Origin of the sequence: Variovorax pasteuri, assembly GCF_051216435.1 — a bacterium.
Classification (GTDB): domain Bacteria; phylum Pseudomonadota; class Gammaproteobacteria; order Burkholderiales; family Burkholderiaceae_C; genus Variovorax.
This window is the reverse complement of record NZ_JBPJZS010000002.1, coordinates 970,925-995,920: the sequence shown is the minus strand read 5'-3', so window position 1 is coordinate 995,920 and position 24,996 is coordinate 970,925. Positions and strand designations below refer to the sequence as shown.

Here is a 24,996-nt window from a genome sequence, read left to right as displayed (position 1 = left end):
GCGCGGCCGCCGGCGATGGGGTTTTCAGGTCTGGAGCGCTTCGGGCTGCGGCCTCGGCTGCAGCGCCGGACCGGCCGGCGTGGCCAGCAGGGCGCTGCCGATTTCGCCAGTCCTGACCGAAGTGACGGACAGCAGCGTGTCGCTCAGCCCGTGCGAATCCTCGCAGGCGCCCTGCAGGTAGATGGCCGGCTGGAAGCCCGGCGCGGCCAGCACCCGGTAGTGCCGGTCGACCTCGTAGTCGCCCAGGTAGCCCGCCAGCGGCGCGAGCAGCGCCTTGTGGTGCTCCCGCGCGTAGCCGGTGGCGAGCACCACGGCGTCGTAGCGCACGGTGTGCTCGCGCAGCGCGTTCTGGTCCCACAACGCCAGGTGCACGCCCTGGCCGTCGGCCGTGACGTTGCGGATGTCGTGCCGGCGCAGCAGGCGCAGGCGGTTGCCGCCGGTCACGCGCTGCTGGTAGAAGGCCGCGTAGATCTGCTGGATCAGCGCCAGGTCGGCCACCGCGTAGTTGGTGTGCCAGAACTCGTCGAGCAGCGCGGCGCGCTCTTCGCCGGAGCGGCTGAAGGTGTAGTCGGTGAACTCGGCGTTGAAGATCTCGTTCACGAAGGGGCTGTCGTCGGCCGGACGGATCGAGCGTGCGCGCGTGACGAGGTCGACCTGCGGCGCGCCGGGGCGGCCCTGCAGGTCCATGAAGATCTCGGCCGCGCTCTGCCCCGCGCCCACCACGGCGATGCGGCGCGCGTGCGGCAGTTGTGCAATGTCCTGCAGGTAGCTGCTCGAATGAAAGACGCGCGGGTCGTTCCGCAGGGCGCGAAAGCCGTCGGGAATGTTGGCCGTGCCGCCGATGCCGACCACCAGGTTGCGCGTGAGCCGCTCGACCAGCTTGCCCGCATGGTTGCGCGAGCGCACGCGCAGCAGCGCCACCTCGCCACCCCGGTCCTCGGGCAGCACCTCGAACACCTCTTCGCCATAGGCGCAGGCGTGCTCGAACTGCTCGGCCGCCCACGAGAGGTAGTCGTTGAACTCGTGCCGGCTGGGGAAGAAGCTCTTCAGGTTGACGAAATCGGTCAGCCGGCCTTTTTCATGCAGGTAGTTGATGAAGGTGAAGCGACTGGTCGGGTTGCGCAGCGTGGCAAGGTCCTTCATGAAGGAGATCTGCATGTGCGCGTGGTCCAGCAGCATGTGCGGGTGCCAGGCGAAGCTCAGCTGCTTCTCGATGAACATCGCATCGAGCGGCCGGCTGGCGGGGCGCTTTTCCTCGAGCGCGATGGCCAGGGCGATGTTGGACGGGCCGAACCCGATCCCGACCAGATCATGGACGTGTGGCATGGAAATCAACTCCTGTGATGGAGGGCGGCGCGCCGCGTGCGGCGGCCTGCCCTGGGCCGTGTGTAAGAAGACGCCCGCCGGCGCCGGATGTTCACGCGGGCACGGTCTCGGCCATCAGGGCCAGGCCCTGGTGGAGCGCGGGGAACAGGCTGCGGTTGAAGTTGTTCCAGCGCAGCTCGAGGATGGTGTCCGCGGGGTCGATGTCGGTGCCCAGCACGTCGAAGATCACCTCGCCGGAATCGATGCCGGTGTCCACGTAATGGAAGGAGGCGCCGGTCTTGAGCACCGGCTCGACCGCGACCGTCTCGCGCGTACGCCAGTCGACCACCCGCTGGCCCTTGGCGCCGTACAGCGCGTCGAGCGTGGCCCAGGCGCCGCGCCGCTCGAAGGGCGACCCCAGCCGCGTGATGCCCGGATGGATGTTCGCGATGCGGCGGAAGAAGGGGCTCTCGGGCCGTGCCAGCTTGTCGAGGATCACCAGCAGGCCGTCGAGCACGACGATGTCGGCCTCCAGTGCGTGGAGCCGGTCGAGCAGGCGCTGCTCGAACTCCTTCTTGCCGGCGGCGCGCTCGGTCGCCGCGTCCAGCGGCAGCCGCCGGTAGGTCGAGGGCACGCCGTGGAAGATGTCGTTGACGCGGCGGCCCTGCACCTGGAGCCCGGCGGGAAAGATCCACTGGCGCGAGGGATCGAAGCCGAAGCCGTAGTCCTGCAGGGCCTCGCGGTCGCGCGGCGAGCCCTCGTCGTCGTCGAACAACACCGCCTCCAATGAGCAGGCGTCGCCCAGCGGCGTGTGGTCGAGCGCTTCGGCCAGGTACTCCAGCGGCGATTTCATGTAGCGCTGGCCGCCCTTGTAGTCGATGTGCTGGCCGGCCTTGTCGGCCGCCGCATTCCTCAGGGACATGATGTAGACGAGTTTTGCCTTGGGTACGGTGGACATGGGTATGCGCCTGGTGGTGGGTGGAAGAAGGTCGGGCCGGGTGGCGGTGTCAGCGGTGCGCCGGCGACAACGGGCAGGCGCTGCAGTAGCCTTCGCGCGGCAGCAGGTGGAAGAGGCAGCATTGGCGGTGCAGCTTCACGGTGCGTTCGCCGTGCTCGCCGCCCCGCGCGTCTTCGCATGCATCGGCGCCCACGCGAATTTCGCGCTGCGGGCCCGGCAGCGGATTGGTCCATGCCGCTTCGCCCCCGGGGCTGCGGGCCGGCCAGGCGGCGGTGTGCAGCAACTGCCGCCTGTCGTCGGCGATGGGCGTCGCTGCGCCGGTCAGCGCCAGCGCCTGGTCGAGCACCGGCTCCAGGCTGCGCGCCGCATTGCCCCACAGGATCTTCACCGGCACGCCCGCCAGGCTGCACAGCGCCGAGAACAGCGGCGCCAGGTGGTGCCGCAGCAGCGCCGAGTAGCGTGCCCCGGTGGTCTCGCCGGGTTGCGGCCGGCCCAGCTCGCGGATGTGAAAGCTCAGCGGATGGGCGTGCGGGCCCAGCCGCACCCACACCTGGTGGGCGGCCATGGGAAATCCGTGTTGCAGCACGCTGGCGGCGGCCGCGACCGGCGGCATCAGCAGGCCGAGGTAGCCCAGGCTCCAGGCCGAAGCCACGGCACGCAGGTCCTTGCCTTCGACCCCCAGGTGCGACGCATGCAGGCGCAGCATGCGGCCCAGCAGCTCGGGCGAGTGCACCAGGTCGGCCACGCGCAGCGCGTCCGCGGGCGGTTGCGGCGCGCACTGCAACGCCTCGCCGTGCGGCGCCAGGTCGCCCCGGAACAAGGGCTCCAGCAGGGCGATCATGGCGCCGTGGGGCGAAGGAGCGCGCGGGCGGCGCTGCGATTTGCAGGAGGCATGAAGCTAGGACGGTTGGGCTGCGCCGGTGTTCATGCCGCCGTGCTTCGAACGCGGCGTGAACATTTGCGGCTGCCACCCGTCTAGTGGGGTACAGGCGGCCCGTTGCCGTCTCCATCCGTTTTGCTCCGGCGGCAGGCTTGCCCGCGCCACCGGACCCCAGTCGCCTGCGGGCGGAAAGAGTTCTTGCATGACCACTGCCCCCGCTGCCGACGGCGAGTTCGCACGCCTGCTCAAGCCGTTCCTGCCGTGGATCCTGCTCTCGGCGCTCACGGGCATCGGCGCGGGTGCGGCCACGGTCGCGCTGCTGAGCACCATCAACCAGGTGCTCAACCGGCAGGGCGGCCTGTCCGGCGGCCTGCTGCTGACCTTCATCGCGCTGTGCGCGGTGGCGCTGTTCGGGCGCATGGTGTCCGATGTCTCCACCAACTACGTCGGCCAGCGGGTGGTCGCGCAGGTTCGCAAGAGCCTGGCGCAGAAGATCCTGTCGGCGCCGATCGACGCGCTGGAGCGCTACCGCACGCACCGTCTGATGCCCGTGCTGTCCCAGGACGTGGACATGGTCAGCGACGTGGCGTTCGCGCTGGCCGCCACGCTGATCGCCTGCGTCACCGCGCTCGGCTGCCTGGGCTACCTCGCGTACCTGTCGCTGCCGCTGTTCGGGGTGCTGGTGGTGGCGCTGGCCATTGGCGCGACGGTGCAGGCCGTGGCGCAGATCCGCGGCGTGAACGGTTTCTGGAAGGCGCGCGAGCACGAAGACCAGCTACACAAGGCCTACCGCGCGATCAGCGAAGGCGCCAAGGAGCTGCGCATGCACCGCGTGCGCCGCCAGCGCATGTTCGGCGGCCAGGTCGAGCGCATCGTCGACAACATCCGCAGGGTCAACGGGCGCGCGATCAATACCTTCGTCATGGCCACGGCATTCGGCTCGGGCCTGTTCTTCCTGCTGATCGCGCTGATCCTGGGCTGGGCCTCGTTCCGAGCGACCGAGCCCGCGGTGCTCAGCGGCTTCGTGCTGGTGCTGCTGTTCCTGAAGGGGCCGATGGACCAGATCGCAGGCGCGCTGCCGGCGGTGGGCAGGGCGCGCGTCGCTTTCCGGCGCATTGCCGACCTGTCGGCGCGCTTTGCCACGCCGGAGCCGCACCTGCACGTCGGCCACGCCGGCAGCGAGCTGAAGTTCGAGCACGAGATCGCCCTGCGCGGCGTGCGCTACGCCTTCGATGCGCCCGAGGGCGGCGAGGCCTTTGCGCTGGGGCCCATCGACCTGCAGCTGCGCCGCGGCGAGATGGTGTTCGTGGTGGGCGACAACGGCTCCGGCAAGACCACGCTCGTCAAGCTGCTGCTGGGCCTGTACGCGCCGCACGAAGGCGAGGTGGCGATCGACGGCACCGGCGTGGGCCCCGAGCGCCGCGACGACTACCGCCAGCTCTTCACCACGGTGTTTTCCGACTTCTACCTGTTCGAGGACCTTGCCGCCGGCCCGGACGAAGCGCAGGGCGAGGCCAGCATGCAGGTGCTGCCGCAACGCGCCTTGCCCTACCTGGAGCGGCTGGAAATCGCCCACAAGGTGAGCCTGAAGAACGGCGCCTTCACCACCACCGATCTGTCCACCGGCCAGCGCAAGCGCCTGGCCCTGGTGCATGCCTACCTCGAGGGTCGCCCGGTGCTGGTGTTCGACGAATGGGCGGCCGACCAGGACCCGACCTTCCGCCACCTGTTCTATACCGAGCTGCTGCCCGAGCTGCGCGCCAAGGGGCATCTGCTGGTCGTGATCTCGCACGACGACCGCTACTTTCACCTGGCCGACCGCGTCATCACCATGCACGCCGGGCGCATTGCGCACGACCGGCCGCGCGCGCACCTGGAGAGCCTTGCCGCATGAGCGACGACCCGCAAACCCGCGAGACGCACCGCCCGGTGTTCATGTCGCAGCTGCGCGCGGCGCGGATCCGGCCGTCCGTGGTACGGCTGTGCGTGCTCCAGACGCTGGCGGACGCGGGCAGCGAATGGCAACGCGGCGAAGAGGTGTTTCGCCGCATGCTGCTGCGCGGCACCTCGGCCAGCCTGACCACGGTCTATCGCATCCTCAAGGAGTTCGAGCATTCCGGGCTCATCGAGCGCGAGTGGGCGCGCAGCCGCGGCGGGGCGCTGGCGGTGTTCCGCTACGTGGCGCCCGGCGCCCCTGCCGACGCCACGAGCGTGCGCATGCGCTGCAGCGGATGCGGCAGCTTCACCGAGGTGCAGGACCGCGAACTCCAGGAGGCGCTGATGCGCGTGGCCCTGAGCAAGGGCCTGCCGCCGGCGGGCACTTTCGACGTGCAGATCCACGGCGCCTGTTCGTCCTGCCAGCACCGGCGCGTGGAGGCGGCACCGGGCGAGAACCGGTTGTCGCGCGAACACGGCAAGCTGCTGCCGCTGGCGGGCTTTCGAGCGCGTCCGCGCACGCAACGTCTGGCCGCTTGACGAGGAGCAGGCATGAGTGATGTGCGTCAAGGCGGCTGGGGCCGCCCGGTGGTTGCCGTGCTCCTGGCGTGCCTTTGCGCGGCGGCCGGCGCGGGGCTGCTCTGGGGGCGCGGCGAGCCCGCGGACGTCGATTCCGTCCCGGTGTCGCGCGGCAGCATCGAGTCCAGCGTCACGGCCCTGGGCGTGCTGCAGCCGCGGCACTATGTGGATGTGGGTGCCCAGGTTTCGGGACAGATTCTTCGGTTGCACGTGCAGCCGGGCGACGTCGTCAAGCGGGGGCAGCTGCTGGTGGAAATCGACCCCAGCGTGCAGCAGGCCACGGTCGATGCGGGCCGCGCTTCACTCGCGGGGCTGCGCGCACAGCGCGACGACCTGCAGGCCCAGCACCTGCTGGCGCAGCAACAGCATGCGAGGCAGCGCCAGATGGCGGCGGACGGCGCCACGCGCGACGAGGACGTTCAGGCGGCGCAAGCCGCGCTGGCGTCGGCCGGCGCGCGCGTGCGACAAGTCGGGGCGCAGATGGCCCAGACGCAGGCCACGCTGAAGGCCGACGAGGCCCGCCTCGGCTACACGCGCATCTATGCGCCGATGGCAGGTACCGTGGTGTCGGTGGAGGCGCGCGAGGGCCAGACGCTGAACGCGACCTACCAGACGCCGAACGTGCTGCGCGTGGCGGATCTGTCGTCGATGACGGTGTGGTCCGAAGTGTCCGAGGCCGACGTGCGGCGCATCGGGACCGGCATGCCGGTGTACTTCACCACGCTCGGTGAGAGCCAGCGCCGTTGGCAGGGCCGTGTGCGGCAGCTGCTGCCCGCGCCGCCGGTGCCGGAGAACAAGGCGGGCGGCGACAGCGGCGCCAAGCCCTCCGGTGCGGCGAGCAAGGTGGTGGTCTACACGGCCCTGTTCGACGTCGACAACGCCGACGGCGAGCTCATGCCGCAGATGACGGCCAAGGTGGCCTTCGTCGAACACGCCGCGCAGGACGTGCTTTCGGTGCCGCTGGCCGCGCTGGTGCCGGTCGCCGGCAGCACCGACCTTTTCACCGCGCGCGTGCTGCGCCCCGACGGCAAGGTCGAGGCACGGCAACTGCGCATCGGCGTGCGCAACCGGCTGTCCGCGCAGGTGCTGGAAGGCGCGCAGGCAGGCGAGCGCATCGTCATCGCCGGGGCCGCGAAGCCATGACGGGCGCGCCGCTCGCGCCCGGCGGTGCGCCGCGGCCGCTGATCGAGTTGCAGGACATTCGCAAGTCGTACGGCGGACGCCGCGACCGTGGCGGCAAGGAGACCCAGGCGGGCAGCCCGGCCACGACCGTGCTGCATGGCATCTCGTTGCGCCTGCACGCGGGCGAGTTCGTGGCCATCGTCGGTGCCTCGGGCTCGGGCAAGTCGACGCTGATGCACATCCTGGGTTGCCTCGACCGGCCAAGCGCCGGGCGCTACCTGTTCGACGGCCAGGACGTGGCCAGCTTCGATGCCGATGCGCTCGCCTGGCTGCGCCGCGAGGCCTTCGGCTTCGTGTTCCAGGGCTACCACCTGGTGCCCAGCGAGTCGGCGCGCGAGAACACCGAAATTCCGGCGCTCTACGCCGGCATGCCGGAGGCCGAACGGCGCGCGCGCGCCGCCGCGCTGCTCGAACGGCTGGACATGGGGACGCGGCTCGACCACCGCCCGCACCAGCTGTCGGGCGGGCAGCAGCAGCGCGTGGCGATCGCGCGGGCGCTGATGAACGGCGGGCGCATCATCCTGGCCGACGAGCCCACCGGCGCACTCGACTCCAGGAGCGGCGCTGAAGTGATGGCGCTGCTGCACGAACTGGCGGACGCGGGCCACACCATCATCCTCATCACGCACGACCGCGCGGTGGCCGCGCAGGCACGGCGTGTCATCGAGATCCGCGACGGGCGCATCGTGGCGGACTCGGGTGAGCACACCGGCGCGGGAGCTGTCGCCGCTGCGCCCGCGCCGGTCTTCGCTCGCCCCTGCGCCACCGCCGGCGCATCGTTGCCGGCCGATGTGCGCGAGGCGACACGGGCGGCCTGGCGCGTGATGTGGAGCAACAGGTTTCGCACCGGGCTCACGCTGCTGGGCATCGTGATCGGCGTGGCCTCGGTCATCGTGATGCTGGCGGTCGGCGGCGGCTCGCAGCAGAAGGTGATGGCGCAGTTCGAGACCTTCGGCACCCGCACCATGTTCGTTTCCACGCAAGCCGCCAGCCTGCGCAACCCGATTGCGCCGCTCACGCTGGACGACGCGCTGGCCATCCGGGCGTTGCCCAATGTCGAAGGCGTTGCGCCCTACATCGAGGACAAGGTGGTCGTGCGCCGCGGCAACATCGACCACCTCACGGAAGGCGGCGGCGCCACGGTCGATTTCTCGAGCGTGCTCGGCTGGGGCGTGAGCCGGGGCGTGATGTTCGACGCCGAGGACGAGCGGCGGGTCGCCAAGGTCGCGGTCATCGGCGAGACGGTGCGCAAGCGCCTGTTTCACGACGGGCAGGACCCGCTCGGCCAGGACATCCTGGTGGACAAGGTGCCGTTCCAGGTCGTCGGCGTGCTGGCTTCCAAGGGTGCCACCAACGGCGAGGACCAGGACGACCGGGTGGTGGTGCCGCTGTCCTCGGCCGCCACGCGCGTCTATGGCCATCCAAACCCGACATGGATCGCGGTGCAGGTGCGCGACATCGACAAGGCGCAGGAAACGGCGACCGCCATCGAGGCGCAGCTCGAGCGGCAGCAGGCGGGGCGCAGCGTGCTGATATGGAACCGCGTCGAGGCGCTGCGGGTGCAGACCGAGACCGCGCGGGCGATGACGATGATGCTGGGCCTGATTGCGGTCGTGTCGCTGGTGGTGGGCGGCATCGGCGTGATGAACGTGATGCTGATGACGGTGCGCGAGCGAACGCGCGAGATCGGCATTCGCATGGCGACGGGCGCTCGCCAGCGCGACATCCTGCGCCAGTTCATGACGGAAGCAGTGCTCGTGACCTCTGTCGGCGGCACGGTCGGCGTGGCCGCGGGGTTGGGCATCGTGGTGGCGCTGATGCTGGGCGGCGTGCCGGTGCGGTTCTCGCTGCCGGCGAGTGCCGGCGCGTTCGGTTGCGCGGTGCTGACGGGCCTTGTCTTCGGGTTCATGCCGGCGCGCAATGCCGCCCGGCTCGATCCCGTCGTGGCGCTGGCGGGGGAGTGAGCGTGCGGCTTCTTCGCCTTGGCATGCGCCCGGCTCTTTTGTTGTCTTGCGTGGCGCTGCTGTGCGCCTGCGCCGTGCCGCACGACCGAGCCGACCGCTCGGTGCAAGTGCCGTCGGCATGGCACGAGGGTGCTGCGTCGCCGGCCGGCGACGGAACCGTCGACGCGCAGTGGTGGCGCGGCTTCGGCAGCACGGAACTCGACGCCTTGGTCGCGCGTGCACAGGCGCAGAGCCTCGACCTGGCCGCCGCCGTGGCCAGGGTGCGGCAGGCCGACGCGCAGGCCGTCATCGCGGGCGCGGCGCAGCGCGTGCAATGGTCCGGCGCGATCGACGTCGGGCGGGAAGGGCGGCTGGGTGGCCATGCCGAAGTCGACGGCAGCACCCATGCCGCGGGTTTTGTCGCCCGCTACGAACTCGACTTGTGGGGCCGCGCCGCCGCATTGCGCGAGCAGGCCGTGCAGGGCGTGCGTGCCAGCGCCTTCGACCGCGACACGGTGCGGCTCGGCCTCACCGCGCGGGCGGCGTCCGCATGGCTGCTGGCGCTGGCGTTGCATGAGCGCGCCTCGATCGCCGAGCGCAATCTTGAAAATGCCCGCCGCGTGCTCGCGCTGGTGGCGTCCCGCAGCCGTGCCGGTGCGGTGTCTCCGCTGGACCTGGCACAGCAACGCGGTCTGGTGGCGCAGCAGCAGCGCTCGCTCGCTGCGTTGCGCCAGCAAGCTGCGGACGCCGAAACTGCGTTGGCGGTGCTGTTGGGCATGTCGATGCCGGCAGGCGGGCCGCGCGGGCTGCGGCTCGATGCGCTTCAGGTTCCCCCCATCGATGCCGCAAGCGCGCCTTCCGACTTGCTGGCGCGGCGCCCCGACATCGCCCGTGCCGAGGCGCAACTGGCCGCTGCCGATGCCGACGTGCTGGCGGCGCGCGCGGCCTTGCTGCCTGCCGTCACGCTGAGCGCGACGCTGGGCACCGGACAGGGCCGATACAGCCAGATCTTCGACAACCCCATCTACAGCCTGGCGGCGGGGCTGACCGCGCCGATCTTCGACGGCGGCCGGCTGGCGGGCGCGCAAAAGCTGGCTGAGGCCCGGCGGGAGGAACTGCTCGCGGACTACCGCGGTGCGATCGTCGCGGCCTTCGGCGATGCCCGGACCGCGCTCGGCGGCGTCTCGGCCATCGACGCGCAGGCGGAGGCGCAGGCCAGCGAGCTGGCCGAGGCGCGCCGCGCGGCGGAGCTGTCCGAGGCGCGTTACCGCGCGGGCGCGGAGACGTTGCTGACGTTGCTCGACGCGCAGCGCACGCTGTACGGGGCGCAAGACCTGTCGGTCCAGCTGCGCATGGCACGCCTGCAGGCCAGGGTCGCGCTCTACCGCGCCATGGGCGGTGGTTGGCGCCAGGGCGCCGGTGCCTCTGCCATGGCGCAAGGCGAGCGCACACCCGGCTGAACATTCCGTGCGGTGGATCGTCTCTTTCCATGAGGCGCCACGCAGGCGCAACCGCTGGCGCCTGGCGCCCCAAGGGCATCCACCCGAATCAACACAGCGCCTGGAGTAACAGTGGCCCCGCAGAACCGCACGGAGGTGCCGTCCGCCGAGGAGACCGCATGGCGTCTCTACATGGAACTCAGAGACAACCCGTGCCGCACGGTGGCGTTGAAGCTGACGCACTGGCTGCGCGAAGAGCCGGCGCATTCGCGCGCGTTCGAGCGCGCGCTGCGCCTGTGGGCGCTGGCCGGCGCCGCGTTGGTCGTCAACCGCCGCAGGAATTTCCATCCGCCCAGCGGTGGCCTCGAATGAGGCGCATCGCCGCTGCCGGACCTGCCTTGGCATCCGACGCGCACGTTCGATCGGCCTCTTCGCTGTTCGCGCGGATGCACGCGGCACCGACCACGGAAAACGCCGAACGGCTTGCGCAGTGGCTGGGCGAGGGCCCGGTGCATGTGCGGGCGCTCGACATCGCGCTGACCGAATGGGGGCTGATGCAATCGGGGAACCCGGTGGGCGATGCGGGCGATGCGGGCCATCCACGACGCGGGTCGGGCGGCGCCTGAGCTGCGCTTCGGCTTGCGCCGTCAGCGCGTCAGCAATGTCACGCTGCCGTCCGGGCGATGCACGGCTGTCAGCGGCAGGATCGTCGGCAGCGCAGCCACGAGGCCTTCGGAATCGTTGGTGCGGAAACGCCCCGACAGCCGCATGGCGTCGATGCGGGTGTTGGTCGTGACGATGGGCTGCGCGCGGTAGCTGTTGACGGCCGCGAGGGCGTCGCCCAGTGGCGTGTTCTCGAACACCAGCCAGCCGCTGCGCCACGCGGACAGCGCCGCGGTGTCGGTCTGGCGCACGGGTGCCGCATGGCCGTCCTGGATCTCGAGCAGTTCGCCCTTGCGCAAGTCGATCACTTCCGCCTCGGTGCCCGGCGACCGCGGGCGCGCTGCCACCCGCACACGCACATGCCCGTGCTCGACGCCCACGGTGATCGGGCCGCCGCGATCGCGCACGGTGAACGCGGTGCCCACCACTTCGATGGTGGCGCCGCGCGTGCGGACCTCGAAAGGGCGCTGCGCGTTGGGTGCCACCTCGAAGCGCACTTCGCCGCGCGCCATGTCCACGAAGCGACGCTGGCGGTACAGCGTCACGTCGATCGCGCTGAGCGGGGCCAGGTCGAGCTGGCTGCCGGCCCCGCCGCCGAGGCCGTCGGTCAGCCTCACCTTCAGCATCCGGGCGGTGCGGGTTTCGTAGGCCGAGCGGAACACGGGCTGCTGCCAATACCACTGCACCCCGCGGCCCGCGACCAGGCCGGTGCCCAGCAGGGCCGCGACGGAAAACAGCATCTTGCGGCGCTGTTGCCGCTGCGCCGACGACGCGGATGCGGCCGCCGCCTGGGCCATGAGCCCGCCTTCGGGCTCGTTGAAGTGCGCACGCAGGTCGTTCGCCATGCCGCCCAGGGCGTCCCAGCGCTGTCGCGCTTCCTGCGCGGCCGCCGCATGCTCGGCCGACTTCCCGCGCCACTGGCTGAGCGCCGTGCGGGCCTGGCCCGCGGCGTCGCCGGGCGCCATCTCGCCTGCGACGATCAGCGCCAGCGCGCGTTCGACCAGCCGTTCGCGCGGCGCGCCGATGGCCATGCCGTTCACGAGAAGTCTTCGGCCAGTGCCGCGTCGAAGCCGGGGCGGTTCAGCAGGACCTGCGGCTCGATCAGTTCGGCACGCAGCTGCGCGAACACGCGGGAGCAGTCGATGGTGGCGCGCAGCAGGTGCTTGGCCACGGCCATCTCGGTGATGCCGAGCCGCTGCGCGATCTCGGCGCGCGTGTGGCCGTAGGCGCGGAACAGCAGGAACACCTCGCGCCGGCGCGGCGGCAGCTTTTCCATGGTCTCGACCACGCGCGCGAGCACGCGCTGCTGGGCGACGATGTATTCGCTGGACTGCGCGGTCTGGTGGGTGCCTGTGCCGTCGTGCGCACCTGCCCATTCCTGGGCGACCTTGCGCCGCCGTGCGTCGTCGATGCAGAGGTTGCGCGCCACGCGAAACAGCAGGGCGCGCGGCGATTCGACGGCGCCGCCGGCGACCTCGTGGCCGTCGGGCAGGGCATCGCCGCGCGCGCCGCCGCGTGCCTTGAGCGCCGCGGTGTAGACCCGTTCGAAGCTGGACTGCGCGATGTCGGCCGCGTAGTGCGGGTCCCGCAGGTCGCGGGTCAGCTGCCGGCGCAGGTCCGCATAGTGAGCTACCAGTTCCTGAACGAGGTCGCGCATCCGGCCGCCTTCTCGCAAGCATCGACGATGGACCCCAAGGTCTATCGCCGACGCGCGGCGAATGCCGGGTGTCGATGGCCTGGGGAAGAGTGAATAAGAACTATTCTTATTGGAGTGTATCACCGATCGTGAGTCGAACAGATGACGGCGATGCCCCTGTCTTCGTCGTGGAATGGGTTAAAACTAACGTTGTTAGATTAACATTTGCAGCCAGCCTAACGCTGTCAGGTCGACCATCTCTTCCCTTCTCCTTCTCCTTCTCCTTCCCCTTCCTCTTCAGCTTCCCCAGCCGTTCAAAGAGTTGCTCATGTCTTCTTCCAACATCGGGTCCGAATCACCGTCCGGCGCGCTCCGGCCGGGGCTTGTCGAACGCACGCTCACGCGCCTGTTCCTGCGCCCCGCGCGCGTCATCTCGGCCGCCACGCTGTCGCCGCGGTTCCGGCTCATCGACCTCGAGGGCGTGGCCTTCGAGGGCAACCGGTGGTCGCCCGGGCAGAAGGTGCAGATCAAGCTCGACGGCGGGTTCATGACGCGCACCTACACGCCGGTTCGCTGGGACGCCGCGCGCGGCGTGACCCGCATCTTGGCCTTTGCGCACGGCGAAGGGCCGGGCAGCGAGTGGGTGCGCCATGCGAGCCCGGGCGACGCACGCCAGGTGTTCGGCCCGCGCCGCTCGCTCGACCTGGAACTGCTGGCGGGGCCGGTGGTGATCTTCGGCGACGAGACCTCCTTCGGCCTCGTGGCGTCGCTGGGCTCGCGCGAGGATGTGCGGCCCGTGTTCGAGGTGGGCGCCATCGCCGAATCGCGCCAGGTGCTGGACGCGCTGGGCGTGCGGCACATGGCGCTGATGGAACGCCGCACCGACGACTCGCACTTGGCCGAACTGCAGGCTGCGATGGGGGCGCCCATGTCCGCCGACACGCACTACGTGTTGACCGGCAAGGCCTCGTCGATTCGCCAGCTGAGCCGCGTGCTCAGGGCGCAGGGCGTGGAGGCCCGGCGCATCAAGGCCAAGGCCTACTGGGCGCCCGGAAAGACCGGGCTCGACTGAGCGCGCGCCGCCGCCGCCGGGCCGCTCACCGCTTCTTCTTTTTCGGCGCCTCGATCCTGCTCGCCAGCCCTGCGATGAACACATCGAGGCCGAGCGCGAAGCGCTCCTCGAGGTTGGTGTCGAACAGCGCGCCCGCGCATGCGAAGACCGAAGGAAACCGGTCCTTCGACAGTGCGCGCAGGTCCTCCTGGTGCGCGGCCAGGTCGACGCCGTTGCCGGGCCACAGCGCCTGCTCCTCCATCACGAAGCCGAGCACGTAGTACATCAGGCTGAAGGAGCCCCACGCCGCGAGCTCGTGGCTGGCGCCCGCACGCAAGAGCGGCCCGACCGTCGCCTCGCCCATGCGCAGCGTGTTGTCCGAAGTCACGTAGGTGCCGGCATACACCCGGGCGCCGTCGCGGTGCGACAGCAGGCCCTGGCGCAGCTGCTCAGCGACGCGGCGGATCGCCTCCTGCCACGACAGGCCGTCGACCGGCTCGCGCGCCACGCTTTCGACCAGCGCATCGGCCATGCCGTCGATCAGCGCCTTCTTGTTGGGAAAGTGCCAGTAGAGCGAGGGCGCCTGCACCTGCAGGGCTTGCGCCAGCGCGCGCATCGTGAGGCCGTCGAGGCCGTTCTCGTCGAGCAGCACGAGGGCCGTGGCGATGATCTGGTCGCGCTGGATTCGCATCGGGGGTCTGTGTCTTCGGTGGGGTAAGGCTGACGTCGTCAGTGTAGTCAGCGGCTTGACCCGTTCGCGAAGCGGGTGATAGCCTGCCGCGGCCATCGCGTGCAGTCGCCCGCGATGGCCGGCACTTTTCGGCACATCAAAAAAGAACGGACCCCATGAAGACTCACGCGCACGCATTCGCCTCGACCTCCACCCGGCACAACGTCCGCCGCTGGGCGCGCACCGCCTGCCACGGCGCGGTGCTGGCCTGTGCGCTCATTGCCGGCCAGGCCATGGCCCAGAAGCCGCACCAGGGTGCGCTCGACGCCGCCACGCAAAGCAAGGACGAGGCGCTGAAGCTGCTGGAGCGCATGGTCAACATCGACTCGGGCTCGGCCAGCACCGAAGGCCTGGACAAGGTGCGCGAGATGGCGGTGGACGAGCTGCGCAAGCTCGGCGCCCGCATCGAGACCTTTCCGGCCGACCCGCACCCGGGCACCAACGTGGTCGCCACGCTGACCGGCCAGGGCAAGAAGAAGATCCTGATCCTCGCGCACATGGACACCGTCTTCAAGGAAGGCACGGCCGCGGCCAAGCCCTTCTACATCAAGGACGGCCGCGCCTACGGCCCCGGCGTGATGGACGACAAGGGCGGCGTGGTGGCCGGCCTGTATGCGCTGAAGATCCTGCAGCAGATCGGTTTCAAGGACTACGGGCAGATCACCTTCCTGCTCGACACCAACGAGGAGGTCGGTTCGGTCGGCACCAGCGCGCTGATCGAGCGCATCGCCAAGCAGCACGACGTGGCGCTCAACCTGGAGCCGGGCCGTCCGGCCGACGGCCTGGTGGTCGAGCGCAAGGGCTCGGCCACCGCGCTGCTCGAAGTGAAGGGCGTTGCCGCTCATGCGGGCGTGGCGCCGGAGGCCGGCCGCAACGCCGCCATGGAACTGGCGCACCAGGTGCTGCAGCTGTCGAAGACGGCCGACGCCGCGAAGAAGACCACCGTCAACTTCACCGTGCTCACGGCCAACGGCCCGACCAACGTGATTCCCGCCGCCGCCAGCGCCAAGGCCGACGTGCGCGTGGCCACGCCCGACGAGTTCGACCGCGTCGAAAAGGACATGATGCGCATTGCGCAGAACAAGCTCATTCCCGAGACCGAGGTGCGCGTGCGCCTGAGCCGCGGCCTGCCGCCCATGCCGCGCCTGCCTTCGTCGGACAAGCTGGTGAAGATGGCCGAGGGCATCTACGCGGAGATCGGCAAGAAGCTCACCATCGAGAGCAGCGGCGGCGCGGCCGATGCGAGCCTGGTGGCGGGCGTCGGCATTCCGGTGCTCGACGGCTTCGGCATCGTGGGCGGCGGCATCCACACGCCGGAGGAATACGCGGAGGTCGAGAGCGTGGTGCCTCGCCTTTACCTGCTCTCGCGCATGCTGATGGACCTGTCGGCGAACTAGGCAAACCCGCAGGCTTCGCGCACTTCGTGTCGCTTCTCCTTCCCCCCTTGCTGGGGTGGCACCCGCGGCCCGGCAACGCCGGTTCCGCGGTGCCCCTGGAAGGTGTCAGCCGCGCTTCGGAATGTTCAGGCCCCGCGCCACGGCGGGGCGGGCCACGAAGGCCTCGAGCACGCGCGCCACGTTCTTGAAGTCCTTGAAGCCCACCAGGTCGCCCGCTTCGTAGAAGCCGACCAGGTTGCGGATCCACGGGAAGGTGGCGATGTCGGCAATGCTGTAGTCGTCGCCCAGGATCCACTTGCGGCCGGCCAGGTGCTTGTCGAGCACGCCCAGCAGGCGCTTCGATTCGGCCACGTAGCGGTCGCGCGGCCGCTTGTCTTCGTAGTCCTTGCCGGCGAACTTGTTGAAGAAGCCGAGCTGGCCGAACATGGGGCCGATGCCGCCCATCTGGAACATGACCCACTGCAGCGCTTCGTAGCGCCCGGCGGTGTCCTGCGGAATGAACTTGCCGGTCTTCGAAGCCAGGTACACCAGGATGGCGCCCGACTCGAACAGCGGCAGCGGCTTGCCGTCGGGCCCGTTGGGGTCGAGGATGGCCGGGATCTTGTTGTTCGGGTTCAGCGACAGGAACTCCGGCGACATCTGGTCCTGTGTCTCGAAGCTCACCAGGTGCACCTCGTAGGGCAGGCCGGTCTCCTCCAGCATGATCGACACCTTCACGCCGTTGGGCGTGGGCAGCGAGTACAGCTGCAGGCGGTCGGGGTGCTGCGCGGGCCATTTCTTCGTGATGGGGAAGCTCGAGAGATCGGTCATGTGTGGTCCTTGGTGAGGGTCAGGTTTCGCCAAGCGCCGGATTCTGCCCGGCTCGGCCCGCCGGCGTGCGCGCATGGCCTTGCAGGCGGGGCAGCACCTCGCGCCCGAGTTCGTCGATCACGTCCATCGCGGGCCGCGGGCCGCGCACCAGGTTCAGCAGCACGTGGGCGACGCCGGCGTCTTCCATCCGGTCGAGGTAGGCCACGAGCGCATGGCGCCCTGTGCGCAGGCCGAGCTCGATGGCTTCGGCCGGTGCATGCGCATCGTCGAGCAGGTCGAGCTGCAGCGACTGAACGAAGGGCTTGGCCTCGCCGCCGGCGCGCTCCCGCAGCGCGCTCTGCCACAGGCCGATGCGGCCCTGCTGGCGCGCCTCGTCGCGGTGGTAGGTGGTCCAGCCGTCGGCATGCGTGGCGGTCCATTGCAGCGACTGGCGTGCAGAGCCCACCACCAGCATGCCGATGCGCGTGGCGGGCGGCGCCATCAGGTCGAAGCCGCCCGTGGCCTCGCGCAACGCGGCGCGGTCTTGCACATCGGGCGCGAGGGCCGAACGCACGAGATTCCAGCGCTCGCGGAAGGTGTCGCCGCGCAGCGCGATGTCTTCCTTGAAGATGGCGAACTCTGCCTCGCGGTCGCCCGAGCCCAGGCCCAGGATGAAGCGGTTGCCCGACAGGCGGTTCAGCGACAGCGCGGCCTTGGCCACATGCAGCGGATGGCGCAGCGGCAGCACCGCGGCGGCCGTGCCGAGCGCGATGCGCTGCGTGGCCGCGGCCAGCGTGGCGAGCCAGACGAAGGGCTCGTCGAGCACGGAGATCTCGTCGCCCTGCGGCACCATCACCGGCACGTCGCGCGTCCACAGCGCGGCAAAGCCGAGCTCGTCGGCGCGCTGTGCAAGGCGGCGTTCGAATGCGGGGTCGGCCATGGCGCCGTTGGCGCGGGCCAGGGGCGTCATCAGCCCCAGCGTGAGGCGGCCTGCGAGCAGGGTCTGCCGGTAGGCGATGTTGAAGGGTGTCATGTCGCTCGGGTGAGAGGGCCGCGAAATGATCGCACGGGCAATCTCGTTCGGAGATGCATCGATCTTTAATCCATATGCATCTTGCGCGTTAACCCGCTGCAGCGATGCGTGAGCGGCCACGACCATCGTGGCACCGACAAGACCCACAGAAAGCGAGACAACCGCCCATGAGCTCCACCACCACCGCTGCAGGAACGCAGCCCCACAAGGGTCGCTTCGACAGCACCTCCGACGCGGTCTACCGCAAGGTCGGCTGTCGGCTGATTCCGCTGCTGTTCCTGTGCTACATCGTGGCCTACCTCGACCGCGTGAACGTCGGCTTCGCCAAGCTGCAGATGCAGGGCGACCTGCAGTTCAGCGAGGCCGTCTACGGGCTGGGCGCGGGCATCTTCTTCATCGGCTACTTTTTGTTCGAGGTGCCCAGCAACGTGGTGCTGCACCGCGTGGGCGCGCGCCGCTGGATCGCCCGCATCATGATCACCTGGGGGCTGCTGTCGGCGGCGACCATGTTCGTGAGCTCGCCGATGTCGTTCTACGTCATTCGCTTCCTGCTCGGCGCGGCCGAGGCAGGCTTCTTCCCCGGCATCATCCTGTACCTCACCTACTGGTACCCGGCCGCGCGGCGCGGCAAGGCGACCTCGCTGTTCCTCGCGGCCATTCCTTTCGCGGGAATCCTGGGCGGGCCGATTTCAGGATGGATCCTGCAGGGCATGGGCGGCGTCAATGGCTGGGCCGGCTGGCAATGGCTGTTTCTGCTGCAGGGCCTGCCAACGGTGGCACTGGGCCTGGTGGTGTGGCGCTACCTCGACGACCGCGTGAAGGACGCGCAGTGGCTCACCCCCGCCGAGCGTGAGCTCATCGCTCGCGACATCGCCGCCGAAGACGCGGGCAAGGCCGTGCCGCGCCTGCTCACCGTGCTCAGCAACGGGCGGGTATGGCTGCTGGCGCTGGTGTACTTCGCCTATACCTCGGGGCTGTACGGCATCTCGTTCTGGCTGCCGAGCATCATCAAGGCCATCGGCGTGAAGGGCGCGCTCGACATCGGTCTGCTCAGCGCCATTCCGTGGAGCTTCGGCGTGGTGGCGATGTACCTCATGGCGCGCAGCGCCGACCGCCGGCTCGAGTACCGCTGGCACAGCGCGCTGGCCGCCGTTGTCGGTGCCGTCGGGCTGGTGCTCAGCGTGGCGTTCCATGGCAACGCGACGCTCGCGATGGCCGGCCTCACGCTGGCCACCATGGGCATCATGTCGACGCTGCCGATCTTCTGGGGCATGCCCACGGCCTTCCTGGGCGGCGCGGCCGCCGCGGCCGGCATTGCGCTCATCAATTCGTTCGGCAACCTGTCGGGCTTCAGCGCGCCGTTTCTCATCGGCCTGATCAAGGACGCCACGCAAAGCACCGACGCCGGGCTGCACATGCTGGCTGCGCTGCTGGTCATCGGTGCGGTGCTGGTGCTGTTCGTCAAGCCTGAGCGCGCTTCGCCGAAGCGCTGATCCGGTCCCCGCGCCGCGGCTTTCGTCCGCGGCGCTTTTTCCCCTCTTCTGAAAGAACCCCATGGATGCGGTTGTGAGTACCCCTGCGCGTTCGAACGCGCCCGCCGTGGCCCGGCGCTCCCCCTCGCCCGAACTGGTCGCGCTGCTGCAGCGCAAGTTCGCCGAGCGCTTTTCCACCAGCCAGGCGGTGCTGCTGCAGCACGGCACCGACGAGTCGGCCTACCTGCCGCAGCCGCCCGACGCGGTGGTGTTCGTGCAGAGCACGGACGAAGTCGCCTTCGTGGTGCGGGCTTGCGCGCGGGAGCGCGTGCCGCTCATCGGCTTCGGCGTCGGCTCGTCGGTGGAGGGGCATCTGCTGGCGGTGCAGGGCGGCGTCTGCATCGACTTCTCTCAGATGAACAAGGTGCTGGCAATTCGCCCCGGCGACCTCACGGCCACGGTCGAGGCCGGCGTGACGCGCGGGCAGTTGAACGCGGCACTGCTGAAGACCGGCTTCTTCTTCTCGGTCGACCCCGGCGCCGATGCATCCATCGGCGGCATGGTGGCCACGGCCGCGTCGGGGACCAACACCGTGCGCTACGGCACCATGCGCGACAACCTGGTGAGCCTCACGGTGGTCACGGCTGACGGCGAGGTGGTGCGCACCGCCTCGCAGGCGCGCAAGAGCTCGGCGGGTTACAACCTCACGCAGCTCTACTGCGGTTCCGAAGGCACGCTGGGGCTCATCGCCGAGGCCACGGTGCGGCTGCATCCGCACCCCGAGGCGTATGCGGCGGCGGTGGTGCACTTTCCATCGGTGCGCGCGGCGGTCGACTGCGTGACCGAGGCGATCCAGATGGGCGTGCCGCTGGCGCGCGCCGAGATGCTGGACGCGCTGACCATCCACGCCGTGAACGCGCACAGCCGCACCACGCTCAGCGAGCACCCCACGCTGTTCCTGGAGTTCGGCGCGAGCCGCTCGCAGATCGACGAGCAGGCCGACGTGGTGCGCGAGATCGTGGCCAACCACGGTGGCGGTGCCTTCCAGTGGGCCATTCGCCCGGAGGAGCGCTCGCGTCTGTGGACGCCGCGGCATCACGCCTACTTCGCATGCCTTCAATTGAAGGCGGGCAGCCGCAGCCTGACGACCGATGCCTGCGTGCCGCTGTCGGCGCTGGCGCAGTGCATCGACGAGACACAGACCGACATCGCCGAACACGGCCTGCTCGCGCCGGTGTTCGGCCACGTCGGCGACGGCAACTTCCATTGCCTGGTGCTCGTCGACCCGAACAACGCCGAGGAGAACGACGCGGCCGAGGCCTTCAGCCACCGGCTGGTGCAGCGCGCGCTGCGCCATGGCGGCACGTCGACCGGCGAGCACGGCGTGGGGCTGCACAAGATGAAGTACCTGGTGGAGGAGCACGGCGAGCACACCGTGGCGTTGATGCGCGCCATCAAGCAGGCGCTGGACCCGCACGACATCTTCAACCCCGGAAAGATCGTCGGGCCCGCCACGGCCTGAGTGCATCCGCACATCACGCAACAACAACACTGGAGACGCAACGATGAAGAGCTCGAACATGTCTGCAACCGCACGCCGCGCGCTCGTTTCAGTGGCCGTGGCCACGTTGGCGGCGGGTTGCGGTGGCGGGGGCGGCAGTGCAAGCGGCTTCTGGCCGCTGTTGCCGCCGGCACCTGCGCCCGCCAGCCCCCCGCCGGCCGCGCCACCGCCACCTGCGGTTTCGCTCACCGACAAGTGCCCCACGCTCAAGGGCCAGACCTTCGGCGCAGGTGCGGTCGTGGTCGACGATGCCAAGGTGGTGGCCGCGACAGGGCCGCAGCCTGCGTACTGCGTGGTCACCGCGAGCTTCAAGGGGTCGAGCCTGCGCTTCGAAGCGCGCCTGCCCACCGAAGGCTGGAACGGCAAGCTCGCCTTCATCGGCGGCGGCGGCTTCGACGGGCAGCTACCCAAGGCCAGCGACCCGCAGTTCAGCGCGTCGATCTTCTCCGAGCGCTACGCCACCCTTGGCACCAACGGCGGCTACGACTACGGCGGGCCGCCCGACGCGGGCTACTTCGCGGCGGGCTTCGCGGCCGATCCGGCCAAGCTGCTCGACTTCACTCAGCAGTCCGAGCACCGCGCGTTGCCGCCGGGCAAGGAAGTGATTGCCGCTTTCTTCGGCACCTCGCCCACGCACAGCTATTTCGAAGGCTGCTCCATGGGCGGCCATGACGCGCTGATGCAGGCACAGCGTTTTCCCGAAGACTTCGACGGCATCGTGGCGCGCGCGCCCGCGGGCAACATCATGGGCCTGTTCATGCAGTTCAATCGCATCTCGAAGCAGGTGCGCACGCCGGCCAACACGCTCAACACGGCCAAGCAGACGCTGCTGGCGAACGCGGTGCTCGCGCAGTGCGACGCGCTCGACGGCGTGGCCGACGGCATCGTTTCCAAGCCTGCCGCCTGCAACTACGACCCCGCGCCGCTGCGCTGCGCGAACGGGGCGGACACGGGCAACAGCTGCCTGTCGGATGCACAGATCGCCACCGTGAACACCATCACTTCGGCGGTGGCCACGTCGGACAACGCGTGGTCGCACCCGGGCTACAACTTCGGGCTGGAGAACACGGCCGAGGGCTGGGGTTCGTACATCTGGCCGCAGGCGGCGCTGGGCGGCAACTCTGTCCAGGGCATGTTCTCGGATGGCTTCGTGCGCTCGTTCATCACGCAGGACCCCGGCTTCGACACGCTCACCTGGAACCCCGACCAGTGGCTCACGCGCATGGGCATCATCGGCGGCATGTTCAGCGCGGCCGATCCCGACCTGAACCGGCTTCATGCGCGCGGTGCCAGGCTGATCATGTGGAACGGCACGAATGACACCTCGGTGAGCGCGCGCGACACCTCGCGCTACTACGACCGGGTGGTGTCCGCCATGGGCCAGCAGAAGGCCGACGAGACGGTCGAGCTTTTTCTTGCGCCGGGCGTGGGCCATTGCTACGGCGGTCCGGGTGCCGACAAGGTGGATCTGCTGAAGGCCATGTCGACCTGGGTGGAGCAGGGCGTGCCCGCGTCGGCGCAGAAGCTGGTGCAGCGCAAGGTCGATGCCGCGAGCGGAGCGACCGCGCTCTCGCGGCCGATGTGCAAATACCCCGCCTATCCGCGCTACAAGGGCACCGGCGACGCGAAGGATGCGGCGAACTTCGACTGCGTGAACTGAGACCTTGTCCGACCCTGGGCCCTGGACACCGCGTCCTAGAATGACCCGCCGCGCGCAGCACGCCTGCTGCGTGCGGCGGGAGACCCTTCGATGGAACTGCGCCAGTTCAAGTATTTCGTCGCCATCGTGGACTGCGGCAGCCTGTCGCGCGCAGCGCAACAACTCTTCATTGCGCAGTCCGCCTTGAGCAAGCAGATGGCCGAGCTCGAGTCCGAACTCGGCACGCAACTGCTGCTGCGCAGCCGCAACGGCGTGGCGATGACCGAGGCAGGCAAGGTGTTCTATGAGTACGCCCAGGGCATCACCAAGCAGGTGAGCGACGCCAAGGCCGCGGTGCACGTGGCGTCCGATGCCGTGGCGGGCTCGGTGGTGGCGGCGCTGCCGCAGAGCGTGTCGCCCATGATCGCATTGCCGCTGATGCGCGCGGCGGCCCTGCGTTACCCCGACGTGGTGCTGCACCTGAACGAGGAACTCACCGGCAACATGGCCGACCAGCTGCTGCGCGGCCGTGTCGACGTGGCGGTGTTCTCGCCCACCATGCCGGCGGACGACATCCTGTTCACGCCGCTGGTCGAGGAAGACTTCGTATTCCTCGAATCGCCGCAAAGCCCGCATGCGTTTCCGCCCGGCGACGTGAGCATCCGGCAGGCCACTGCGCGGCCGCTGGTGTGGCCCGCCAATGCGCACGGTCACTGCACGCGTTGGCTGGTGGATGCGGTGCTGGAGCGGGAGGGCCATTCCGCGGCGCAGGTGGCCGTGGAGATCAACTCGGTCTACACGCTGAAGGCCGCGGTGGAGGCGGGCCTCGGGCCGACCGTCATGCCGTTCGGGCTCGCGCAGCGCGAGGTGCAGGAAGGCCGGCTGGCCGCGCACCGCATCGATTCGTCTTCGATGTTCCGCACGCTGGGGCTGTGCGTGTCGGTCCATCTGCCGACCACGAATGCCAAGCGCGCCGTGTGTACGCTGATCGGCGACGTGATGCGCGAGCTGTGCGAGAGCGGGCAGTGGGCGGGTGCGCGCGTGGTGGCGCCGCCAGGAAAGCTGAAGGTGCCGAAGGCATAGCGCCCTTGGCGGTTCGCCTCAGGCGCTGCGCCTGGTGGCCGGCTTTGCCGCCCTGCGGGGCGCGGCTTTCGCGGGCGCGGTGAACAGGTGCGTAAGGGCCTGTCGCACATCGGCCTGCATGGCTTCGATGGCCTTCGCATCGCCCGACAGGTGCTTCAGCAGCGCCTGCTGGAACAGCCCGTCGAATAGCGCATAGGTGGCCGATGGCGGCATGCCGCACGGCTGGCCGGAGAGTTCGGCGAAGCGGCTCACGATGCGCCAGATCATGTCTTCCAGGCTCTTGTCGATCTGCACGACGTCGGCGCGGAAGGCCTCTTCGAACAGCGCCTGCGAACGCAGGTCGTACCAGAGGCGGTGCACGTGGCCTTCGCCCTGCAAGGTGTCGCCCAGGCTCTGCAGGAAGCCTTCCATCAGCTCGTCGTACGTGGTGGCGCTTTCCACCGCATGGTCGTAGCGCTTGACGCAGCGCGCCTTGTACTGCTTCACGCTGCAGATGATGAGGTCGACCTTGTCGCTGAAGTAGTAGTGCAGCACGCCGTGCGAGAACTCCGAGTTCTGCGCGATCTCTCGAAGGCTGGTGCGCGCATAGCCCAGCGCGGCCAGCGTGGTGAGCGCTGCCTCGCCAAGTTCGGCGCGGCGCTCGGAGAACTTGTCGACCCGTGCCTTGGGCACCCGTTCTGCGTGTTTCTGGACCCGTGGATGTGTCGTCATTGAAAGCCTGGCCGCATGGTGCTGGCCGCTGTGTTCCTCTTGATGCCAAACCTTAGCACGCAAGCGGGAGAACCCGCATCCGGCGTATCACGCATGGCTTTTTTTGAAACTGGACATGTGTCAAAGAAAAAATCTTGACACTCGTCAAGCCGATTTCTAGCATGGCCGCTCCATCTCACAACACATACACAGGAGACAAGCGATGGCCAAGTTCGACTTGAAAGGGCGCAAGGCGCTCGTGACAGGCGGTGCGCGCGGCATTGGCGCAAGCATTGCCGAGGCGCTGGCGGCGGCCGGCGCGTCCGTGATGATCGGCGACGTGCTCGCCGACCTGGGGCGCGAAACCGCTGCCAGGTTGTCGGCGTCGGGGGCGAAGGTGGGCTTCGTGCCGCTCGACGTCACCAAGGACGCGGACTGGGCCTCGGCCAGCGCGGCCACCGTCGAGGCGCTCGGGGGTTTCGATATCCTCGTGAACAACGCCGGCATCGAGATCACCTCGCTGGTGATCGACGTCGACGGCGACGACCTGCGCCGCATGCTCGACGTGAACGTGGCCGGCACGCTGCTCGGCATGAAGCACGCGTTCCGCGCGATGCGCCCCGGCGGCAGCGCGGGCGGCGGCGGGGCGGTGGTCAACATCGCATCGGTCGCGGCCACCATCGCGTTCCCGGCCATCGCCGGCTACTCGGCCACCAAGTCCGCCGTCGACCGCGCCACGCGCGTGGCGGCCATGGAGTCCGGCAAGCTGGGCTACGGCGTGCGCGTGAACTGCATCTACCCGGGGCTCGTGCCCACCGACATGGGCATGAAGCTCGCCAACGACATCGTGGCCGCGGGGCTGGCACCCAGCGTCGAGGCCGCGGTGGGCGACGTGATCGGCCAGACGCCGCTCGGGCGCCTGGGCGAGGTCGGCGACATGGCCGACGTGGTGGTCTTCCTCTGCAGCGACGCGGCCCGGTTCATCACCGGCGCAGGCCTGGCGGTGGACGGCGGCATGGGCATGTGAGCAC

Annotated in this window: 23 protein-coding genes; 14 read left to right on the top strand and 9 right to left on the bottom strand. The window is 69.6% G+C overall.

Annotated features, from left to right (window positions below; all coding sequences use genetic code 11):
• Positions 1 to 24: 24 nt before the first annotated feature.
• From ACSFBM_RS11830 to fhuF, 3 genes are all read right to left on the bottom strand, one after another.
• Entirely contained in the window at positions 25 to 1,326 is a 1,302-nt protein-coding gene (locus ACSFBM_RS11830; protein ID WP_435484512.1) for a lysine N(6)-hydroxylase/L-ornithine N(5)-oxygenase family protein, read from the bottom strand.
• 91 nt (positions 1,327 to 1,417) lie between these two features.
• On the bottom strand, positions 1,418 to 2,263 hold the full coding sequence (locus tag ACSFBM_RS11825) for a N(5)-hydroxyornithine transformylase PvdF (protein WP_435484511.1): 846 nt from the start codon (positions 2,261 to 2,263) through the stop codon (positions 1,418 to 1,420).
• Between the two features lie 49 nt (positions 2,264 to 2,312).
• Positions 2,313 to 3,104, bottom strand: coding sequence for a siderophore-iron reductase FhuF (gene fhuF, locus ACSFBM_RS11820; RefSeq protein WP_435484510.1), 792 nt, complete (start codon positions 3,102 to 3,104; stop codon positions 2,313 to 2,315).
• A gap of 241 nt (positions 3,105 to 3,345) precedes the next feature.
• On the opposite strand from fhuF, the gene ACSFBM_RS11815 reads away from it, so the two are divergent.
• From ACSFBM_RS11815 to ACSFBM_RS11785, 7 genes are all read left to right on the top strand, one after another.
• Positions 3,346 to 5,037, top strand: a complete 1,692-nt coding sequence (locus ACSFBM_RS11815) for a cyclic peptide export ABC transporter (protein ID WP_435484509.1) — start codon at positions 3,346 to 3,348, stop codon at positions 5,035 to 5,037.
• Positions 5,034 to 5,618 carry a Fur family transcriptional regulator gene (locus tag ACSFBM_RS11810; RefSeq protein ID WP_435484508.1) on the top strand — a complete coding sequence of 195 codons (585 nt, stop codon included), beginning with the start codon at positions 5,034 to 5,036 and terminating at the stop codon, positions 5,616 to 5,618. The genes ACSFBM_RS11815 and ACSFBM_RS11810 overlap by 4 nt, the downstream gene beginning before the upstream one ends.
• 12 nt (positions 5,619 to 5,630) lie before the next feature.
• Positions 5,631 to 6,800, top strand: a complete 1,170-nt coding sequence (locus ACSFBM_RS11805; protein WP_435484507.1) for an efflux RND transporter periplasmic adaptor subunit — start codon at positions 5,631 to 5,633, stop codon at positions 6,798 to 6,800.
• Positions 6,797 to 8,803: an ABC transporter permease gene (locus ACSFBM_RS11800; RefSeq protein ID WP_435484506.1), complete on the top strand. Its 2,007-nt coding sequence runs from the start codon at positions 6,797 to 6,799 to the stop codon at positions 8,801 to 8,803. The genes ACSFBM_RS11805 and ACSFBM_RS11800 overlap by 4 nt, the downstream gene beginning before the upstream one ends.
• 23 nt (positions 8,804 to 8,826) lie before the next feature.
• The gene (locus tag ACSFBM_RS11795; RefSeq protein WP_435484505.1) at positions 8,827 to 10,242 is read left to right on the top strand and encodes an efflux transporter outer membrane subunit; all 1,416 of its coding nucleotides are present in this window, start codon (positions 8,827 to 8,829) and stop codon (positions 10,240 to 10,242) included.
• A gap of 171 nt (positions 10,243 to 10,413) precedes the next feature.
• On the top strand, positions 10,414 to 10,593 hold the full coding sequence (locus tag ACSFBM_RS11790) for a hypothetical protein (RefSeq protein ID WP_435484504.1): 180 nt from the start codon (positions 10,414 to 10,416) through the stop codon (positions 10,591 to 10,593).
• Positions 10,594 to 10,619: 26 nt separating this feature from the next.
• Positions 10,620 to 10,847, top strand: a complete 228-nt coding sequence (locus tag ACSFBM_RS11785) for a hypothetical protein (RefSeq protein ID WP_435484503.1) — start codon at positions 10,620 to 10,622, stop codon at positions 10,845 to 10,847.
• Positions 10,848 to 10,868: 21 nt separating this feature from the next.
• Here ACSFBM_RS11785 and ACSFBM_RS11780 read toward each other — a convergent pair whose 3' ends face one another.
• Positions 10,869 to 11,915, bottom strand: a complete 1,047-nt coding sequence (locus ACSFBM_RS11780; RefSeq protein ID WP_435484794.1) for a FecR family protein — start codon at positions 11,913 to 11,915, stop codon at positions 10,869 to 10,871.
• A 5-nt stretch (positions 11,916 to 11,920) separates the two neighbouring features.
• Positions 11,921 to 12,541: an RNA polymerase sigma factor gene (locus tag ACSFBM_RS11775; RefSeq protein WP_435484502.1), complete on the bottom strand. Its 621-nt coding sequence runs from the start codon at positions 12,539 to 12,541 to the stop codon at positions 11,921 to 11,923.
• A 307-nt stretch (positions 12,542 to 12,848) separates the two neighbouring features.
• Between ACSFBM_RS11775 and ACSFBM_RS11770 the strand changes: the two genes are divergently transcribed.
• Positions 12,849 to 13,592, top strand: a complete 744-nt coding sequence (locus ACSFBM_RS11770; protein WP_435484501.1) for a siderophore-interacting protein — start codon at positions 12,849 to 12,851, stop codon at positions 13,590 to 13,592.
• Positions 13,593 to 13,617: 25 nt separating this feature from the next.
• On the opposite strand, the gene ACSFBM_RS11765 is transcribed toward ACSFBM_RS11770, so the two are convergent.
• Positions 13,618 to 14,262, bottom strand: a complete 645-nt coding sequence (locus ACSFBM_RS11765) for a TetR/AcrR family transcriptional regulator C-terminal domain-containing protein (RefSeq protein ID WP_435484500.1) — start codon at positions 14,260 to 14,262, stop codon at positions 13,618 to 13,620.
• 155 nt (positions 14,263 to 14,417) lie between these two features.
• Here ACSFBM_RS11765 and ACSFBM_RS11760 point away from each other — a divergent pair, with 155 nt between their 5' ends.
• The gene (locus ACSFBM_RS11760; protein ID WP_435484499.1) at positions 14,418 to 15,698 is read left to right on the top strand and encodes a glutamate carboxypeptidase; all 1,281 of its coding nucleotides are present in this window, start codon (positions 14,418 to 14,420) and stop codon (positions 15,696 to 15,698) included.
• Positions 15,699 to 15,803: 105 nt separating this feature from the next.
• Here the strand turns inward: ACSFBM_RS11760 and ACSFBM_RS11755 are convergent, their stop codons facing one another.
• Together ACSFBM_RS11755 and ACSFBM_RS11750 are read right to left on the bottom strand one after the other, a co-directional pair.
• Positions 15,804 to 16,508, bottom strand: a complete 705-nt coding sequence (locus ACSFBM_RS11755; protein WP_435436342.1) for a glutathione S-transferase N-terminal domain-containing protein — start codon at positions 16,506 to 16,508, stop codon at positions 15,804 to 15,806.
• Positions 16,509 to 16,527: 19 nt separating this feature from the next.
• Positions 16,528 to 17,520, bottom strand: a complete 993-nt coding sequence (locus ACSFBM_RS11750) for a TIGR03571 family LLM class oxidoreductase (RefSeq protein WP_435484498.1) — start codon at positions 17,518 to 17,520, stop codon at positions 16,528 to 16,530.
• A 167-nt stretch (positions 17,521 to 17,687) separates the two neighbouring features.
• Here ACSFBM_RS11750 and ACSFBM_RS11745 point away from each other — a divergent pair, with 167 nt between their 5' ends.
• The 4 genes from ACSFBM_RS11745 to ACSFBM_RS11730 all read left to right on the top strand — a co-directional run bounded on the left by ACSFBM_RS11745 (position 17,688) and on the right by ACSFBM_RS11730 (position 23,275).
• Positions 17,688 to 19,013, top strand: a complete 1,326-nt coding sequence (locus tag ACSFBM_RS11745; protein ID WP_435484497.1) for an MFS transporter — start codon at positions 17,688 to 17,690, stop codon at positions 19,011 to 19,013.
• Between the two features lie 61 nt (positions 19,014 to 19,074).
• Positions 19,075 to 20,514 carry an FAD-binding oxidoreductase gene (locus tag ACSFBM_RS11740; RefSeq protein ID WP_435484496.1) on the top strand — a complete coding sequence of 480 codons (1,440 nt, stop codon included), beginning with the start codon at positions 19,075 to 19,077 and terminating at the stop codon, positions 20,512 to 20,514.
• 43 nt (positions 20,515 to 20,557) lie between these two features.
• Positions 20,558 to 22,213 (top strand): tannase/feruloyl esterase family alpha/beta hydrolase, encoded by a 1,656-nt coding sequence (locus tag ACSFBM_RS11735; RefSeq protein WP_435484495.1) that lies wholly within the window; start codon positions 20,558 to 20,560, stop codon positions 22,211 to 22,213.
• A 90-nt stretch (positions 22,214 to 22,303) separates the two neighbouring features.
• Positions 22,304 to 23,275: a LysR substrate-binding domain-containing protein gene (locus ACSFBM_RS11730; protein WP_435484494.1), complete on the top strand. Its 972-nt coding sequence runs from the start codon at positions 22,304 to 22,306 to the stop codon at positions 23,273 to 23,275.
• Positions 23,276 to 23,293: 18 nt separating this feature from the next.
• On the opposite strand, the gene ACSFBM_RS11725 is transcribed toward ACSFBM_RS11730, so the two are convergent.
• Positions 23,294 to 23,947, bottom strand: a complete 654-nt coding sequence (locus ACSFBM_RS11725) for a TetR/AcrR family transcriptional regulator (protein ID WP_435484493.1) — start codon at positions 23,945 to 23,947, stop codon at positions 23,294 to 23,296.
• A gap of 241 nt (positions 23,948 to 24,188) precedes the next feature.
• Between ACSFBM_RS11725 and ACSFBM_RS11720 the strand changes: the two genes are divergently transcribed.
• Positions 24,189 to 24,992, top strand: coding sequence for an SDR family NAD(P)-dependent oxidoreductase (locus ACSFBM_RS11720; protein ID WP_435484492.1), 804 nt, complete (start codon positions 24,189 to 24,191; stop codon positions 24,990 to 24,992).
• Positions 24,993 to 24,996: the final 4 nt, after the last annotated feature.

Bases quoted from the DNA above. Each gene is read 5' to 3' on its own strand.
- ACSFBM_RS11830 (WP_435484512.1), bottom strand. From the start codon at position 1,326: ATGCCACACGTCCATGATCTGGTCGGGATCGGGTTCGGCCCGTCCAAC.
- ACSFBM_RS11825 (WP_435484511.1), bottom strand. From the start codon at position 2,263: ATGTCCACCGTACCCAAGGCAAAACTCGTCTACATCATGTCCCTGAGG.
- fhuF (WP_435484510.1), bottom strand. From the start codon at position 3,104: ATGATCGCCCTGCTGGAGCCCTTGTTCCGGGGCGACCTGGCGCCGCAC.
- ACSFBM_RS11815 (WP_435484509.1), top strand. From the start codon at position 3,346: ATGACCACTGCCCCCGCTGCCGACGGCGAGTTCGCACGCCTGCTCAAG.
- ACSFBM_RS11810 (WP_435484508.1), top strand. From the start codon at position 5,034: ATGAGCGACGACCCGCAAACCCGCGAGACGCACCGCCCGGTGTTCATG.
- ACSFBM_RS11805 (WP_435484507.1), top strand. From the start codon at position 5,631: ATGAGTGATGTGCGTCAAGGCGGCTGGGGCCGCCCGGTGGTTGCCGTG.
- ACSFBM_RS11800 (WP_435484506.1), top strand. From the start codon at position 6,797: ATGACGGGCGCGCCGCTCGCGCCCGGCGGTGCGCCGCGGCCGCTGATC.
- ACSFBM_RS11795 (WP_435484505.1), top strand. From the start codon at position 8,827: ATGCGCCCGGCTCTTTTGTTGTCTTGCGTGGCGCTGCTGTGCGCCTGC.
- ACSFBM_RS11790 (WP_435484504.1), top strand. From the start codon at position 10,414: ATGGAACTCAGAGACAACCCGTGCCGCACGGTGGCGTTGAAGCTGACG.
- ACSFBM_RS11780 (WP_435484794.1), bottom strand. From the start codon at position 11,915: ATGGCCATCGGCGCGCCGCGCGAACGGCTGGTCGAACGCGCGCTGGCG.
- ACSFBM_RS11775 (WP_435484502.1), bottom strand. From the start codon at position 12,541: ATGCGCGACCTCGTTCAGGAACTGGTAGCTCACTATGCGGACCTGCGC.
- ACSFBM_RS11770 (WP_435484501.1), top strand. From the start codon at position 12,849: ATGTCTTCTTCCAACATCGGGTCCGAATCACCGTCCGGCGCGCTCCGG.
- ACSFBM_RS11765 (WP_435484500.1), bottom strand. From the start codon at position 14,262: ATGCGAATCCAGCGCGACCAGATCATCGCCACGGCCCTCGTGCTGCTC.
- ACSFBM_RS11760 (WP_435484499.1), top strand. From the start codon at position 14,418: ATGAAGACTCACGCGCACGCATTCGCCTCGACCTCCACCCGGCACAAC.
- ACSFBM_RS11755 (WP_435436342.1), bottom strand. From the start codon at position 16,508: ATGACCGATCTCTCGAGCTTCCCCATCACGAAGAAATGGCCCGCGCAG.
- ACSFBM_RS11750 (WP_435484498.1), bottom strand. From the start codon at position 17,520: ATGACACCCTTCAACATCGCCTACCGGCAGACCCTGCTCGCAGGCCGC.
- ACSFBM_RS11745 (WP_435484497.1), top strand. From the start codon at position 17,688: ATGAGCTCCACCACCACCGCTGCAGGAACGCAGCCCCACAAGGGTCGC.
- ACSFBM_RS11740 (WP_435484496.1), top strand. From the start codon at position 19,075: ATGGATGCGGTTGTGAGTACCCCTGCGCGTTCGAACGCGCCCGCCGTG.
- ACSFBM_RS11735 (WP_435484495.1), top strand. From the start codon at position 20,558: ATGAAGAGCTCGAACATGTCTGCAACCGCACGCCGCGCGCTCGTTTCA.
- ACSFBM_RS11730 (WP_435484494.1), top strand. From the start codon at position 22,304: ATGGAACTGCGCCAGTTCAAGTATTTCGTCGCCATCGTGGACTGCGGC.
- ACSFBM_RS11720 (WP_435484492.1), top strand. From the start codon at position 24,189: ATGGCCAAGTTCGACTTGAAAGGGCGCAAGGCGCTCGTGACAGGCGGT.